The sequence below is a fragment of the Pseudomonas sp. R5-89-07 genome, assembly GCF_003851685.1.
Taxonomy (GTDB): Bacteria; Pseudomonadota; Gammaproteobacteria; order Pseudomonadales; family Pseudomonadaceae; genus Aquipseudomonas.
This window is the reverse complement of sequence record NZ_CP027727.1, coordinates 4,586,702-4,601,613: the sequence shown is the minus strand read 5'-3', so window position 1 is coordinate 4,601,613 and position 14,912 is coordinate 4,586,702. Positions and strand designations below refer to the sequence as shown.

16 protein-coding genes are annotated in these 14,912 nt (G+C 62.3%); 6 read left to right on the top strand and 10 right to left on the bottom strand.

Annotation, left to right across the window (positions count from 1 at the left end; translation table 11 throughout):
• Positions 1–759 carry an SDR family NAD(P)-dependent oxidoreductase gene (locus C4J94_RS20980; RefSeq protein WP_124387880.1) on the bottom strand — a complete coding sequence of 253 codons (759 nt, stop codon included), beginning with the start codon at positions 757–759 and terminating at the stop codon, positions 1–3.
• A gap of 112 nt (positions 760–871) precedes the next feature.
• On the opposite strand from C4J94_RS20980, the gene C4J94_RS20975 reads away from it, so the two are divergent.
• Positions 872–1,768: a LysR family transcriptional regulator gene (locus C4J94_RS20975; protein ID WP_124387879.1), complete on the top strand. Its 897-nt coding sequence runs from the start codon at positions 872–874 to the stop codon at positions 1,766–1,768.
• On the opposite strand, the gene C4J94_RS20970 is transcribed toward C4J94_RS20975, so the two are convergent.
• Positions 1,765–2,682 carry a LysR family transcriptional regulator gene (locus tag C4J94_RS20970; protein ID WP_124387878.1) on the bottom strand — a complete coding sequence of 306 codons (918 nt, stop codon included), beginning with the start codon at positions 2,680–2,682 and terminating at the stop codon, positions 1,765–1,767. The two genes, C4J94_RS20975 and C4J94_RS20970, sit on opposite strands and share 4 nt — an antisense overlap.
• A 156-nt stretch (positions 2,683–2,838) precedes the next feature.
• Between C4J94_RS20970 and C4J94_RS20965 the strand changes: the two genes are divergently transcribed.
• From C4J94_RS20965 to C4J94_RS20955, 3 genes are all read left to right on the top strand, one after another.
• Positions 2,839–3,597 (top strand): 5-oxoprolinase subunit PxpA, encoded by a 759-nt coding sequence (locus tag C4J94_RS20965; RefSeq protein ID WP_124387877.1) that lies wholly within the window; start codon positions 2,839–2,841, stop codon positions 3,595–3,597.
• 76 nt (positions 3,598–3,673) lie between these two features.
• A complete protein-coding gene (locus C4J94_RS20960; protein ID WP_124387876.1) occupies positions 3,674–4,552 on the top strand; it encodes an allophanate hydrolase subunit 1 in 879 nt (292 codons plus the stop codon).
• Positions 4,549–5,523: a biotin-dependent carboxyltransferase family protein gene (locus C4J94_RS20955; protein WP_124387875.1), complete on the top strand. Its 975-nt coding sequence runs from the start codon at positions 4,549–4,551 to the stop codon at positions 5,521–5,523. The genes C4J94_RS20960 and C4J94_RS20955 overlap by 4 nt, the downstream gene beginning before the upstream one ends.
• Positions 5,524–5,571: 48 nt before the next feature.
• Here the strand turns inward: C4J94_RS20955 and C4J94_RS20950 are convergent, their stop codons facing one another.
• The 4 genes from C4J94_RS20950 to C4J94_RS20935 all read right to left on the bottom strand — a co-directional run bounded on the left by C4J94_RS20950 (position 5,572) and on the right by C4J94_RS20935 (position 10,204).
• A complete protein-coding gene (locus C4J94_RS20950; RefSeq protein WP_124387874.1) occupies positions 5,572–7,188 on the bottom strand; it encodes an inorganic phosphate transporter in 1,617 nt (538 codons plus the stop codon).
• Between the two features lie 293 nt (positions 7,189–7,481).
• Positions 7,482–8,504, bottom strand: coding sequence for a transporter (locus tag C4J94_RS20945; RefSeq protein WP_124387873.1), 1,023 nt, complete (start codon positions 8,502–8,504; stop codon positions 7,482–7,484).
• Positions 8,505–8,652: 148 nt separating this feature from the next.
• Positions 8,653–8,961: a PepSY domain-containing protein gene (locus C4J94_RS20940; RefSeq protein ID WP_124387872.1), complete on the bottom strand. Its 309-nt coding sequence runs from the start codon at positions 8,959–8,961 to the stop codon at positions 8,653–8,655.
• A 91-nt stretch (positions 8,962–9,052) separates the two neighbouring features.
• Entirely contained in the window at positions 9,053–10,204 is a 1,152-nt protein-coding gene (locus tag C4J94_RS20935) for a glycerophosphodiester phosphodiesterase (RefSeq protein WP_124387871.1), read from the bottom strand.
• A gap of 233 nt (positions 10,205–10,437) precedes the next feature.
• On the opposite strand from C4J94_RS20935, the gene C4J94_RS20930 reads away from it, so the two are divergent.
• Complete coding sequence (locus C4J94_RS20930; RefSeq protein ID WP_124387870.1) at positions 10,438–10,761, top strand: DUF2025 family protein; 324 nt, start codon at positions 10,438–10,440, stop codon at positions 10,759–10,761.
• Positions 10,762–10,787: 26 nt separating this feature from the next.
• Here C4J94_RS20930 and C4J94_RS20925 read toward each other — a convergent pair whose 3' ends face one another.
• Positions 10,788–11,108 (bottom strand): antibiotic biosynthesis monooxygenase, encoded by a 321-nt coding sequence (locus C4J94_RS20925; RefSeq protein ID WP_124387869.1) that lies wholly within the window; start codon positions 11,106–11,108, stop codon positions 10,788–10,790.
• Entirely contained in the window at positions 11,105–11,812 is a 708-nt protein-coding gene (locus C4J94_RS20920; protein ID WP_177413462.1) for a CTP synthase, read from the bottom strand. The genes C4J94_RS20925 and C4J94_RS20920 overlap by 4 nt, the downstream gene beginning before the upstream one ends.
• Before the next feature lie 80 nt (positions 11,813–11,892).
• On the opposite strand from C4J94_RS20920, the gene C4J94_RS20915 reads away from it, so the two are divergent.
• Positions 11,893–12,777 carry a LysR family transcriptional regulator gene (locus tag C4J94_RS20915; RefSeq protein WP_124387867.1) on the top strand — a complete coding sequence of 295 codons (885 nt, stop codon included), beginning with the start codon at positions 11,893–11,895 and terminating at the stop codon, positions 12,775–12,777.
• Here the strand turns inward: C4J94_RS20915 and C4J94_RS20910 are convergent.
• A complete protein-coding gene (locus C4J94_RS20910) occupies positions 12,774–13,292 on the bottom strand; it encodes a DUF1003 domain-containing protein (protein WP_124387866.1) in 519 nt (172 codons plus the stop codon). The two genes, C4J94_RS20915 and C4J94_RS20910, sit on opposite strands and share 4 nt — an antisense overlap.
• A 74-nt stretch (positions 13,293–13,366) precedes the next feature.
• The gene (locus C4J94_RS28020) at positions 13,367–14,686 is read right to left on the bottom strand and encodes a PAS domain-containing methyl-accepting chemotaxis protein (protein ID WP_124389030.1); all 1,320 of its coding nucleotides are present in this window, start codon (positions 14,684–14,686) and stop codon (positions 13,367–13,369) included.
• Positions 14,687–14,912: the final 226 nt, after the last annotated feature.

Genomic DNA, 14,912 nt, shown 5'->3' with positions numbered 1-14,912 from the left:
TTACAGGAACATGCCGCCTGACGCCTCGATCCGCTGGCCGGTGATCCACTTGCTGCCATCGGCCAGCAGCAGCGCAATCGCCCCGCCAATATCGTCGGGTAACCCGGCGCGGCCCAGGGCGGTGTTGTTGGCGACCATGGCATTGAGGTTGGCGTTGTCGCGTACCGCACCGCCGCCAAAGTCGGTTTCAATCGCGCCAGGAGCGAGGATATTGACGCTGATGCCACGCGCGCCCAGCTCTTTGGCCTGGTAGCGGGTCAGCACTTCCATCGCGCCTTTCATCGCTGCGTAGGCCGCGTAGCCTGGCAGGCTGAAGCGCGCCAGCCCGCTGGACACGTTGAGAATGCGGCCACCGTCGCGGATCAATGGCAACAGCTTCTGTGTGAGAAAAAACGGCCCCTTGAATTGGATCGCCACCAGTTGGTCGAACTGGGCTTCGGTGGTTTCTGCAAAGCTTGCATGCAGGCCGATGCCGGCGTTATTGATCAGAAAATCAAAGTGATCCTGTGCGAAAACATCTTTGAGCGCGTCGGTAACTTCACTGACAAAACCCGCGAACGTCGCGCTCTGGCCCACATCCAGTTGCAACATGGCAGCGCGGCCGCCCAGTTGTTCGATTTGCCCCACTAACGCTTGCGCCTCATCGGCCTTGCTGTGGTAAGTGCCGATGATATCAACGCCCTGGGCGGCCAGGTGCAGCGCCGCGCTTTTGCCCAGGCCGCGGCTGGCGCCGGTGATCAGTGCGATCTTACGGGTCATGGTGGAGTCCTCGGAGCAGGTGAGTGAGTGTGGGACTGAGTGTATTTGTCCGCTCATAACGTGATAAACAGAGCAATACCGGAATCACTGGCCGGATAAGGCGAACAATCCCATGAATAAACTTGAGCTGCTGCGCACCTTCGTGCGCGTCACCGAACTGTCGAGTTTCACCCAGGCGGGCGAGCGCCTTGGCCTGCCGCGCTCCACGGTGTCCGAGCATGTGCAGGCGCTGGAAGAACTGCTCGGCACGCGCCTGCTGCAGCGCACCACACGCAAGGTCCAGGCCACGCAGGACGGGCGGGTGCTGTACGAGCGGAGCAAGGACCTGCTGGCGCACATGGAGGAACTGGAAGGGCTGTTTCGCCAGGATGAGGCGCAACTGGCCGGGCGGATTCGCGTGGACATGCCGAACGTGATGGCGCGCGAATTGATCCTGCCGCGCCTGCCGCAGTTCATGGACCTGCACCCGCTGATCGAACTGGAAATCAGCAGCACCGACCGCCAGGTCGATCTGCTGGCCGAGGGCTTCGATTGCGTGCTGCGCGTCGGTGCCCAGCCGGACCAGTCGGTGGTGGCGCGCCTGCTGTGCAGCATGCCGATGCTCAACTGCGTGAGCCCCGCGTACGTGCAGCGCCATGGCGTGCCGCACACGCTGGGGGACCTGGCCGAGCATCGGCTGGTGCATTACGTGCGGCCGCTGGGCGCGCGTTCGCCGGGGTTCGAGTACCAACAGGGCAACAAGGTGCACCGCGTGCCGATGGCCGGGCGGGTCACGGTCAACAGCACCGACGCCTACAAGGCTGCGTGCCTCGGTGGGTTCGGCCTGGCGCAGATGCCGGCCCTGGGAATTCGTGAGCAACTGGCCAATGGCGAATTGCTGGCTGTGCTGCCCGAATACCCGGCGCCGGCGCTGGATGTGTCGTTGCTGTACGCCGGGCAACGGCATCTGCCACTGCGGGTGCGGGTGTTCATGGACTGGCTCGCCATGACCTTGCAGGCCCAGCTTTAGCGGCGGGCCGACAGTTGTTGCGGTGCGAGGAACGCATCGTGGAAGTAATCACGGAAGGCCTGCATCGCCGGGGTGAAATCCCGCTCGCGGTGCCAGGCCAGGCCGACGCTCATGGGGGTGACCTTGTCGGTCACGCTTACCGTTTCGATGCGCTTGCCTTCCAGCGACCAGGGGCGGTGCACCAGGTCTGACAGAATCGCCACGCCGCTGCCATTGGCCACCATGCTGCGCACCGCTTCCACCGAGCTGGTGCGCAGGCGCACCGTGGGTGTTTGGCCGGCCTGTTCCCAGTAGCGCATGGCGCTTTGTTCGGCTTCGTCGACGGTGAGAAAAATGTACGGTTGCCGCGCCACATCGGCGAGGCTCACCGCCGGCTGGTTGCACAGTGGGTGGTGGCTGGGCAGCCACAGGCGGCGTTCGGAGTTGAACAGGGTTTCGGAAACGATAGCCGGATGTGTCAGGTTGGCGGTCAACACCACGGCCATGTCGAACTGGCCGTTGAGCAGGCCGTGCTCGATGGCTTGGCGTTCCTGTTCGAACACCTCGATGGTCACGTCCGGGTGCCAGTGTTCCATGCGCTGCAAATGGTGCGGCAGGAAATACCCGAGCACCGTGTAGCTGGCCGCCACGCGCAGCACACCGCTGGCGCGGTAGTCCGGCAGCGGGCTGTTCAGCGCGTCGTCGACGCTGCGCACGATCACATAGGCGCGGTTGAGAAAGTGCCGTCCGGCGTCGGTCAGGCTCATGCCTTGGGCCGAGCGCACGAACAACTGCGCGCCGAGCATGGCTTCGAGTTCCTTGATCGCGGTGGTCACCGCCGATTGCGAGATGTTCAGGTGAATCGCCGCCTGGGAGATCTGGCCGATTTCGGCGGTGGCGACGAAGTAGCGAACCTGGCGCAGGGTGAGGGACATGCGGTTCTCCACAGTGAGGGTAATCGTTCCCGCGCGGAGCGTTGGAGTGATCCTGATATCTGATTTTCAGAAGATGGCCTATCTGATAATAGATCTTCCCAAGGGGTCAAGCCGCGGCCTACTTTCGACGCCACGAACCTTTGCGGAGCGACCTCGATGCAGGCAGTGGATTTCAATTCGGACATGGGCGAAGGCTTCGGTCCCTGGACCATCGGTGATGGCGTCGACAGCGAACTGATGGCCTACATCAGCTCGGCCAATATCGCCACCGGCTTTCACGCCGGTGACCCCGGCACGATGCGCCGCACCGTCGAGCGCGCCCGTCAGCTGGGGGTTGGCATCGGCGCGCATCCGGGGTTTCGTGACCTGGTCGGCTTCGGTCGCCGGCACATCAACGCGGCGGCCCAGGAACTGGTGGACGACATCCTCTACCAGCTCGGCGCCTTGCGCGAAATTGCCCGCGCGCAGGGGGTGACGCTGCAACACATCAAGCCCCACGGTGCGCTGTACATGCACCTGGCACGGGACGAAGAAGCCGCGCGACTGCTGGTGGAAAACCTGCAGATCGTCGAGCCCACCTTGTTGCTGTACTGCATGCCCAATTCGGTGATCTGGCAGGTTGCCCAGGAACTGGGGCAACCGGTGGTGCGCGAATTTTACGCTGACCGTGAGTACGATCTCTCCGGTTCCATCGTATTTACCCGCAAGGTACGCGCGCTGGATCCGGCCACTGTCGCGGCACGTGTCCTGCGTGCGTGTCAGACCGGCCTGGTGCGTACCGTCGAAGGGGAAGACTTGCTTATCGAATTCGATTCCATCTGCCTGCACAGCGATACCCCCGGCGCGCTGGAACTGGTGGAAGCCACGCGCGAGGCACTGGACCAGGCAGGGATCGTAGTGCGCACGCCACGCTGAATGACACCGGTACACAGACACCGGGTTTGACTGATTTTTTGCCTGCCTTTCTACAATGATTCCAAGAGGAACAGACATGGCTGAATCTTCCCCGATCCGCTACAGCTTTGGCGGTGATGAGCACCTGTTTGCCGAGGTCAGCGAGAGCATGTCCCTGCAGGCCTTTTTCAAGGGCATGGCCGTGACCCGTGCGGTAGAGCGCCTGGCGCTGGACGGTGTACTGGACGTGTGCCTGGCCAATGCCTCATTCCAGATCCGTTTCGACCCCGACCGCATCGCGCCCCAGGTGCTGCTCGATGCGGTGCAAAGCGCCGAAGGCCTGGCCGTGGCCGAGCGCACCCTGCACACGCGGATCATCGAGATTCCGGTGCTGTACAACGACCCCTGGACCCATGAAACCTTGATGCGCTTTCGCGACCGTCACCAGGACCCGAGTGGCACCGACCTGGAGTACGCCGCGCGGATCAACGGCCTGGCGGACGTCGACGCCTTTGTCGCGGCCCACAGTGGCGCGCCGTGGTTTGTGTCGATGGTCGGTTTCGTCGCCGGCCTGCCGTTCATGTTCCAGATGGTCGAGCGCGAGCGACAGTTGCAGGTGCCCAAGTACCTGCGCCCGCGCACCGACACGCCAAAACTGACCCTCGGCCACGGCGGCTGTTTCGGTTGCATCTATTCGGTACGCGGCGCCGGTGGTTACCAGATGTTCGGCGTGACCCCGGCGCCGATCTACGACCCGGCGCAGCAACTGGCGTACCTCAAGGAACACATGGTGTTCTTCCGCCCCGGCGATATCGTTCAGTTCAAGCCCATCGACCGTGGGGCCTATGACCAGGCGGTGGCCCAGGTGGATGCAGGACGTTTCGACCTGCGCATCCGCCCGGTGGAGTTTTCCCTCGATGCATTTCTCGCCGACCCCATCGGTTATCCGAAAACCCTGCAGGAGGCGCTGGCATGATTAAGGTCCTCAAACCCGGCCTGGCCACCTCGGTGCAGGACCTTGGCCGTGAAGGCTATTACCACCTGGGCATTCCGCCGTCGGGCGCGTTGGACCAGTACGCATTGAGCGCGGCCAACCATCTGGTGGGCAACCCGATTGGCGCGGCGGGGCTGGAATGCACCTTGATCGGCCCGCAGTTGCAGTTCCAGCGCGATGGCCTGGTGGCACTGTGCGGCGCGCTGATGTCGCCGCGCCTGGATGGCGAAGTGGTGCATCAGGACACCGCCTTCCACGTGCGCGCCGGGCAAGTGCTGCGGTTCGAATTTCCCAAGGCCGGCGCACGCACTTACCTGGCCGTGGCCGGTGGCATCGATGTGCCGCTGGTGCTTGGCAGCCGCTCCACTTACACCCTTGGGGCGCTGGGCGGGTTTCATGGGCGGCGCCTGGTGGAAGGCGATGAACTGCCGGTCGGCGAGGCCAGCGGCAAGGGGCGGGCGGGCAACAGCCTGCCGATGGCCTTGCGCCAATCGGTCGGCGGCGATGTGACCTTGCGTGTGGTGCCGGGGCTGTATTACGAGCGGTTGACGGCAGCGGCAAAAAGCAGCTTTTTCGCTGAGCCATGGACCGTGGGCTCGGAGGCAGACCGCATCGGCTATCGCTTCAAGGGCGGCAGCGCCTTGAGCTTCGAGCCACGGGAACAGCCGTTTGGCGCGGGTTCCGACCCTTCTAACATCGTCGACAGTTGCTACCCCATCGGCTCGATCCAGGTGCCGGCCGGGCTGGAGCCGATTGTGCTGCACCGCGATGCGGTGTCGGGCGGCGGCTATGCCATGATCGGCACCGTGATCAGCGCCGACCTGGACCTGATCGGGCAGATGCAGCCGAACCAGCGGGCGGGGTTTGTCGCGGTCACCCTGGAGCAAGCGCTGGAGGCGCGGCGGGTGTACAAGAAGCGACTCAAGGCGATGACTGGACTTTTCAACCTCTGACACACAACAGGGTAATGTGGGCGCTGGCTCCCACATCTCCCTGTTGTGTCAGAACAATTGGGTGAACAGCCAGTACAAGCTGCCTGACAACACAATCGCCGCCGGCAACGTCAGCACCCACGCCATCAACAGATTGCGGATGGTGCGCATCTGCAAACCACCCCCGTTAGCCACCATGGTCCCGGCCACACCGGATGACAGCACATGGGTGGTCGACACCGGCAAGCCGAACATGTCGGCTGCGCCGATGGTCAGCATCGCCACGGTTTCGGCCGACGCGCCTTGGGCGTAGGTCAGGTGGGTCTTGCCGATCTTTTCCCCGACCGTTACCACGATGCGCTTCCAGCCGACCATGGTGCCAAGCCCCAGGGCGATGGCCACGGCGATCTTGACCCACAGCGGGATAAAGCGTGTGGCATTGTCGATCTGTTGCTTGAACAACTGCAGCTTGCCCTGGGTGTCGGCGTCGAATTGGCCGACCTTGCCCTTGTCCATCAACCGAATGGTTTCGCTGGTCAGGTACATGTCGTTGCGCACGTTGCCCACCGCCTCAGCCGGTACCGCGGCGAGGGAGCCATAGCTTTTGACTTCGCTGCCGATGTGTCCGGTGATGGCGGCGAGGGCGGGCACCAGTTCCGGCGTGGCTTCCTTGGTGCGCACGTAGGTCGACAAGGTCGCGCGGGAGTCGGCAGGTGCCGGCTGCGGTGCGGCCTTTACCAACGCGGCCTGGGTCACCTCGGCGACGGCGGCAAATTGCAGCGACTGGTCGGCGGGCATGGTGCGGTTCAGCGCATAGGCCATCGGCAGGGTGCCCACCAGGATCAGCATGATCAGGCCCATGCCTTTTTGCCCATCGTTGGAGCCGTGGGCGAACGACACGCCAGTGCAGGTGACGATCAGCATGCCGCGAATCCACCACGGCGGCGGGGTATCGCCCTTGGGCGCCTTGTACAGCGCGCGATTTTTCACGAAGGCGCGCAGGGCCAGCAACAGCAAGGCGGCAAACGCGAAGCCGATCAGGGGTGACAGCAGCAACGCGTAACCGATCTTGGCGGCCTGGCTCCAATCCACACCGCTGGTGCCATCGCGGCCATGCATCAAGGCGTTCGCCACGCCGACGCCGATGATCGAGCCGATCAGCGTGTGCGACGACGACGCCGGCAAACCCAGCCACCAGGTACCCAGGTTCCACAGGATCGCGGCGATCAGCAGGGCAAAGATCATGGCAAACCCCGCGGATGAGCCCACCTGCAGGATCAGCTCGACCGGCAGCAGGGCGATGATGCCGAACGCCACCGCACCGCTGGAAAGCAGCACGCCGAGGAAGTTGAAAAAGCCCGACCACACCACCGCGAAATGCGGCGGCAGCGAGTTGGTGTAGATCACCGTGGCCACTGCGTTGGCGGTGTCATGAAAACCGTTGACGAATTCGAAGCCCAGGGCGATCAACAGCGCCACGCCCAGCAGCAGGAACGGTGTCCAGGTGGTGACCACCGTGCCCAGTTCATGCATGTCGTGCATCAGGCTGTAGGCGGTGAACAACAGGCCCATGGCGAGTACGGCGAAGAACAGGATCACCGTCACCAGGCCGGGCTTGGTGTCCAGCCGGGGTTTAGGGGCTGCGGGTGATACGTGGGGGGAGGCAGTCAGGGAAGGGGTGGCCATGCCGGAGCATCCAGTGTGGGAAGGATGTCTCCCATGATCATTGCAGAATGTTACAGAGATGCTGCGGCAGGTCAGTGTTTAGGCGGATGCGTGCGCCGCTGGTCTATTAAACCTGCGGTTCCTGCAGGCGGTGCAAGCCTTGAAACTGTTCTGGCCTTGAGGGCCTCATCGCGGGCAAGCCCGGCTCCCACAGGGGGCTGCATTCCAATGTGGGCGCTGGCTTGCCTGCGATAGCGTCAGTCCGGGCAATGCATGCCGCATCCGCGAGCACGCTCGTTTCCGCAGGTTGAGTCTCAGTAATCCGTGCGTTTCCTGAACGCCCAGCGCCCGGCAATCAAGGTAAACGTCGCCACCAAGGCCACCAGAATCCAGAACCCCTCCGGGTCGGTAGAAAGCGGCACCCCACCGACGTTCATGCCGAAAAAGCCGGCGATGATGTTGATCGGCAGCGCCAGCACCGTCACCACGGTGAGGGTGAACAACGTGCGGTTGCTCTGTTCGTTGAGGTTGGCGGCGATTTCTTCCTGCAGCAACTTGATGCGCTCGCCCAGGGCCGTCAGGTCGTTGATGATCAGCGCGAACTCTTCGGTGGATTTGCGCAACTCCTTAACGTCTTCCTTTTGCAGCCATTGCGGCGGCCGGTTGAGCAGGCGCAACAGTGAGCCCGGTTCCAGCGCCAGCAGGCGTTGCAAGCGCACCAGCACGCGGCGCGCGGCACCGAGTTCGGCACGGTTGGTGGACAGGCGCGAGGACAGCAACTGGTCTTCGATCTGGTCGACACTGAGGCTGGTCTTGCGCACGATCTGCGTCAGCACTTCGCCCTGGTCGCGCAGTAAATGCACCAGCAATTCCAGCGGCGAGCGGAAGCGTTCACCGGCTTTGACCGACGAGCGCAATTTATCCACCGAGTGCAGCGGTTGCAGGCGCGCACTGATCAGCAAGCGGCTGCGCGCGCATACCCACAACGTGGAAATGTCCGACGATACCAGGCTGCTGAAATTGAACACCACGTCGTTGACCACCGCCAGCAAGGCTGAATCGACGTGCTCGATGCGCGTCGAGCGCGAGCCTTCGTGCAAAGCCTCGAAAAACTCCTCGGGCAGCTCCAGGTGCGCCTGCATCCAGCGTTCACACGCGGCATGAGCCAGGTTCAAGTGCAGCCAGAGAAACTCTTCTGGATCGGTGGGCTGCTGCAGCGCCCTGAGCGCCGTGGCCGAATCAATCTGCTCAGCTTTTTCACCGGGCAGGAAGCGGAAACCGTAAAGCAGGCCAAACAGATCCGAATCCTGGTGGCTGTGGTCAATGCTGTGGTTCATGGTGGCTCGCAAGAAAGCGCCTGTAGGAAGTTTCACAGGTTCGCATGCGCAAATAATTGCAAGGCGGGATGACGGTTATGTGACGGTTTGGCGAGCGGCCATAAAAAAACGCGCCACCCGAAGGTGGCGCGTTTTTGGGGGATCGAACTCAGGTGTCTTGCTTGTCTTCCAGCACGGCACCGGTCTTGGCGTCGAGCTTGACATCAAATTGCTTACCGGCAGTGTCGGTCAGTTCGACTTCGTAGACCAATACGCCGCTGTTGTTGTGGTCTAGCTCGGTGTCGTTAATGGTGGCGCCTGGGTGTTTGGCGACGGCCGCAGCGTTCAGTTGATCGAATGGCTTCACGGCACCGGACTTGAGCAGACCTTCAATCTGATCCGGGCGAACATCAGCCTGTGCCAAGCCGGCAGTCAGGGTCAGGGCGGTGGCGGCGAACAGAGCGGTCAAAGTTTTCATGGTGTGTGTCCTTTGGGTTGAGCTGTTTAAGTGGCGCCAGATTAACCGGCGCAACTTAATTCACGCTTAATGGCTCGCTGACACAAACGACTCAGTACTTATGGTCGCTCAGCAGGTCCTGCACGCTGGACGACGGCCAGCGCTTGTAGAACTTCAGCAGTTCGGCCGCGCGGTTGGTGAAGATGCCATCGACGCCGGCTTTCATCACTTTGTCGAAATCGACCGGCTCATCCACGGTGTACACGTGCACCAACAGGCCCTTGTCGTGTGTCAGCTTGTTCATTTCAGGTTTGACCAGGTCGGTGTAGCTCTGGTCGCCATGGTCGGTCAGCTCGGCCGAAGGGCCGGTGCCGATGGCGCCGAGGCTCTTGGCCTGGTCAACCCATTTTTCGAACTCGGCCGCATCCTTTGGTTCCTGCTTGGCGTAGTAGGCGGCTTTGGTCGGTTCGCCAGACTCGGCGAAGCTTACTTTGGACTTCGGCTCAATGCTGCCTTCACCGACCCACAACAGCAGGATTTTCGGCGTGTTGGGCATTTCTTGCTGCAGTTCTTTCAGGCTGGCCACTTCGAAGGTCTGCAGCACCACGCGGCCTTTGCCTTGGCCGACACCGGTGTTGCTCTTGCCCAGCTTGGAGCCGGCGGAGCTCAGCCAGCCTTTGTCCAGCAGCTTGTTTTTCAGGTCGGCCTCGATGCCCGGGAATTGCTTGGGCTCCTTGGTCTCGATGTACAGGCCGGGTTTGTGCTGCGGATTGCCTTCGGCGATCTTGATGATGTCATCCAGGCTCTGGATTTTCAGGCCGACGAAACCAGGGCGTGCGCGGTCCGGGTAGGCGGCGTTGAACCAGCTGCCGGCGTCGAGGGTTTGCAGCTCTTTCCAAGTGAATTCGTTGGCTGGCGCGTCTTTGCGCTCGGGGAACTTGGTCGCCACGTCGGTGGTGCGTTGCAGGTTGTTGTCGTGCAGGGCGAACAGCACGCCGTCCTTGCTGCGCTGCAGGTCCAGTTCCAGGTAGTCGGCGCCCAGGTCGCGCGCGACTTTGTAAGCCGCGGCGGTGGACTCGGGAGCGTCATAGGAGGCGCCACGGTGGGCGATCACGGCAGGGTAGGGGATGCCTTCGTTTGTCGCCAGTTCAGCCGGGCTGATCGGGTCGGCAGCCTGTGCAGGGGCAATGCCGAGCATCAGTGCCAGCAGCAAGGCACTCCCTAGGGTTGCGGGCACCGGGCCGTTGGTAAACGTGACAGGCATATGCGAAGTCCTTTCGTGGAGGTAACTTTGAGAAGGTGTCCTTTTTAACAACTGATTGCGAAAGGCGCTATCACCAAACCGACATTAACGTGCGCGCGGCCCATTTTTGTGGGTTTTTTTTGTGATGCATTGCAGTACTCTTAGCCGAAGCCGCCCCGTTAGAGGGCGGTATTTCCTGCCACGCGTGTAAACCATCTTTCCAGTCCGAGTAGGACTTTTCAGTGAGGTTTACCATGCGCATCACTTCCGAGCTTATCTGCCAGGCCGCCGACCAACTCCACGGCTTTGTCGGCCTGAACCGCAAGACTGATCAGTACATTGTGCGTTTCAGCGAAGATGCCTTCGGCATGGACGTGGCCGATGACGGCATCATTCCCACCGCCGAATTCGTCTGGGTACCGGCTGCCGATCACACCATGACCCTGTCGCGTGCGCGCATTCAATTGCTGCTGGACCAGCACATTGACGAGCGCATCAACATCAGCGAGCCGCTGCGGGTCTACATGCGCCGGGTCGAGATCCCGCAGATCAGTGCGTTACGCAGCCTGGTCAGTTAAGCGCGCAGGTTTGCAGACAAAGATCATCATCCGTGGAAGGCATAGGCCCGTTCCACCTTGCACACGCGGGTATGAAACGCCGTGTACCAGAGGGCGCGTCCTTGCTCGCGTACTTGCCGATGCTCGGCCTGCTGTTTCCAGGCGAGGATCGCCGCTTCGCTGCTCCAGTAGGACACAGTGATCCCCAGCCCATCTTCCCGCGCCGACTCCACGCCGAGAAACCCCGGCTGTTCACGCGCCAGTTCCAGCATGCGCGTGGCGGCCTGGCCGTAGCCCTGATCGCCATCGCTGCGCAGTGAGCTGAATATCACTGCGTAATAGGGGGCAGCGGGAGTCTGGGCGATCATGCGCAGGCCTCCTGGCACGCCTTGAGCAGGGCAAGTGCCAGCGGCGGCGTGGTGCCTTTGAGGGCGGCGCGTTCGGGTTGGAACAGGGTGGCGACGAAAAACGGGTGGTTCAGCAGCTCCATCGCTCGAAGGTCGCCTGCAGTGTCATGGCCGCTGGCAATCAACTCTCCTTCGAGCAGGGCGTGAGCGAACTCGGGGTTCATGCCGTAGCGGCAATGATAGCCTTCGTGGATATCCAGGCTGCCATAGGCTTCAGCGATACGGGTGTAGGGCGCCAGGCGTATGGCGTCGCTTGCTTCTACCAGTGCGCAACTCAAGGGTGTGATGACGGCGCGCCGAGCGTCCGGTGCCAACTCGCCGTGTTCGGCATCTGCCCAGCCGAGCACGTTGCGGGCATATTCCAGCACCGCGTGTTGAAAACCACCACAGGTGCCGAGGAAAGGCCGCCGCTGTTCGCGGGCAAACCGAATGGCCCGCAGTGCGCCGTCGATGTCGCGGTAAGGGCTGGCGGGCACGCACCAGAAACCGTCGAACCCGTGCAGCGAGGCCGTGGAGGTGATGGTGTCGGTGTCCAGCCATTGCGCGTTGACGCTTAGGTTCAGGACTCGGGCGGCTTGTTGCAGCGCGACGGGGATGGCCTGGTGCGCAATCACATCAGGGTTGTAATCGCCGATCAGGGCGAGGTGCAGCGGGGCGTCATTCATCGTGTGCATCCCATGGCTTGTGGTGTCCTGAGGGGCACTATAGATTGGCGTTCACGCAATCAATATTGGCGTTTTCCCACATGCTCAATGCAGCTGCGCACTATCAAGTCGACTATCCCGACCTGTCGCTGATCCTCGCCCTGGTTCGCGGCGGCACCCTGGCGCGGGCGGCGGGGCTGCTGCGGGTGGATGTGTCCACGGTGTTCCGGGCGGTGCGGCGCCTGGAAGCGGCCCTTGGCCAGACGCTGTTTGAAAAAAGCCGTGCTGGATACCTGCCCACCGGTTTAGCCAATCACTTGGCGCAGCAGGCCGAGCGTGCCGAACAGGCCCTGGAGGCCGCGCGCATCGGTGTGGAACAGGGCGGTGAAGTGATCAGCGGCACGGTGCGCCTGACCTGTACCGACTCTGTGCTGCAAGGTCTGCTGCTGCCGGCCCTGGCCCGGTTCATGACGGCTTACCCGGCGTTGATCCTGGAGCTGAGCACCTCCAACGATTTTGCCAACCTCAGCCGTCGCGATGCGGATATCGCCCTGCGCCTGACCCGCAAGCCGCCCGAGCATCTTGTCGGGCGTTGCCTGGGAACGGTGACGTACCAGGTGTGTGCCAGTGCCGACTATGCCCGTGAATATGCAGGCCGTGAACTGGGCGACCTGGCCTGGATCGCGCCGGATGATTTTTTGCCCGATCACCCCACAGTGGCCTGGCGCCGTGAGCATCTGCCGGGCGTACGGCCCAGTTATCGCTGCAACAGCATGCAGTCGGTGACCGAACTGGTACGCGCCGGGCTGGGGGTGGCGGCGTTGCCGGACTTTCTGATCGGGGATGGGTTGCATCCGCTGGGCCCTGCATTGGCAGGGCACGACACGGCGCTGTGGCTGCTGACGCGCCCGGACTGTCGGGCGTTGCGTTCGGTGGTGACGCTGTTTGATGAGCTGGGGCGACATGTGCGCGGGCTGCGCAGTTAGGTTTTGCGCACAAAGTGCTCATGCATTTCACAGGTCAGGGTTTCGATGCGTTCGGTCAACTGTTTGGTCATTTCCGTCAGCCGCGTGTTTTGCTCCAACAGCTCCAGCAGCTGTTTGGTGGTCTGTGCGGCCTGGGCTTGGCGGGCGGTGTTGGCGGTGGCCAGTGCTTCGCGGTGCTGCGCGTCGGCGTCGGACTGGGCTTTGTCGCGCGCGGCCTGGCGCGTCTGGGCCAGCAGGATCAGCGGCGCGGCGTAAGCGGACTGCAGGCTGAAGGCCAGGTTGAGCAGGATGAACGGGTAAACGTCGAAGTGGGTGATGCCGGTGATATTCAACACCACCCACAGCACCACAATGGCAGTTTGCGCGCCGAGGAAGGCTGGCGTGCCAAAGAAGCGCGCAAAGGCTTCGGCCTTGAGGGCAAAGGTATCGTTGCCAAAGGTCGGCGCCAGGTGAGCGTGGCTTCGGTGAAAGCGCAGGTGGTCGACCGGGGTTGGGTCAGGTTTTTCTGAGGTCATGGCAGGCTCGAGTCGGTGGCGTGGGGCATCACGCACTATAGACCGAGCCCTCTGAGAGGCACATGAAGAAGCGGTCAGCGGTTGCCCCGCTCATTGGCGAACGCGCTCACGGCCTGCACCGCCTCGCTGGTGCCTTCACGAATCTGCAGGATCACTGTACCGGCCTGATTGGCCAGCTCCACGCCTTGAGCCGCGCGGTCGCGGGTAGCGTCCATGCTGTCGATGGCCTGGCGGGTTTCGTCCTGGATCATGGCGATCATGCCGGAAATTTCCGCTGTGGAGCCGCTGGTACGCGCCGCCAATTGACGTACTTCATCAGCGACCACGGCAAACCCACGGCCTTGCTCGCCTGCGCGGGCCGCTTCGATGGCGGCGTTGAGGGCCAGCAGGTTGGTCTGGTCGGCGATACCGCGAATGGTATTGACGATGGTGGTGATCTGTTGCGAGCGCTCGCCCAGCTTGGCGATCAATTGCGAAGACGCGTCGATATCGACGGCAATTTCGCGCATGCCGCTGGCGGTTTTCTGAATCACGTCGGCGCCTTTTTCGGCCATGTCCTGGGTGCTCAGCGACAGGTGATACGCCTGCGCAGCGCTGTGTGCATCTGCCGCATGCTGTTGCACGCGGGCGGTGACGTCCGAGGCGAATTTCACCACTTTGCACAGGCGTCCGCTGGCGTCGTACACCGGGTTGTAGTTGGCTTCAAGCCACAACGTGTTGCCGTGCTTGTCCACCCGTTCGAACTGGCCGCTGAACAATTCGCCCTGGTTCAGGCGCTTCCAGAATTCGCTGTACGTTGAGCTGTTGGCCAGTTCAGGCGTGCAGAACAGGCGGTGATGCTTGCCCTGGATCTGCGCCAGGCTGTAGCCCATGCGCTGCAGGAAGTTGGCATTCGCCGTGATGATGGTGCCATCCAGGTTGAATTCGATCATCGCCATGGCGCGGTCGATCGCTTGCAGCTTGGCATTGGCTTCACTTTCGGCTTGCAGGCGCGGGGTGACGTCCATGGCGTACTTCACCACTTTGATCACACGGCCGGCTTCATCGCGTACCGGGTTATAACTGGCTTCCAGCCACACCGACTGACCCGTGCCACTTACCCGCTCAAACGTACCGGACTGGAATTGGCCATTGCGCAAGTGCGTCCACAGCTGGTTGTAGTCGGGGCTGCGAGCGAACGCCGGGGTGCAGAACATCCGGTGAGACTGGCCCAGGACCTGTTCGGCGCGGTAGCCCATGGTCTTGAAGAAATTGTCATTGGCGCGCAGCACAGTGCCCTGCAAATCGAATTCGATGACCGCCATCGAACGCTCGATCGCTTCCAGCAGGCTGGTCTGTTGCGCATTGGTGTGTTGTAGAGCCGTGATAGTTTTTTTGTGGCCGTTGAATAGCATGGTCGGGAGCTCGAGCAGGCATGCGTAGGAGGGATCCATGTAAATGCGCCTGACCCCGTAGGGCGCCTGGGCCTCACGGTTGACTTGCTCATTGCCAGCTTCCGTGTGCTGACAGAGGGGGGAACAACGGCTTCAGAGTGATCGGCCTGCCAAGAAGTTCGCCTCTGGGGAGGTTCATTTTCAGCTCAGGCGACCAATGGCGGCATTATGCTATCGCAGAGGGTTG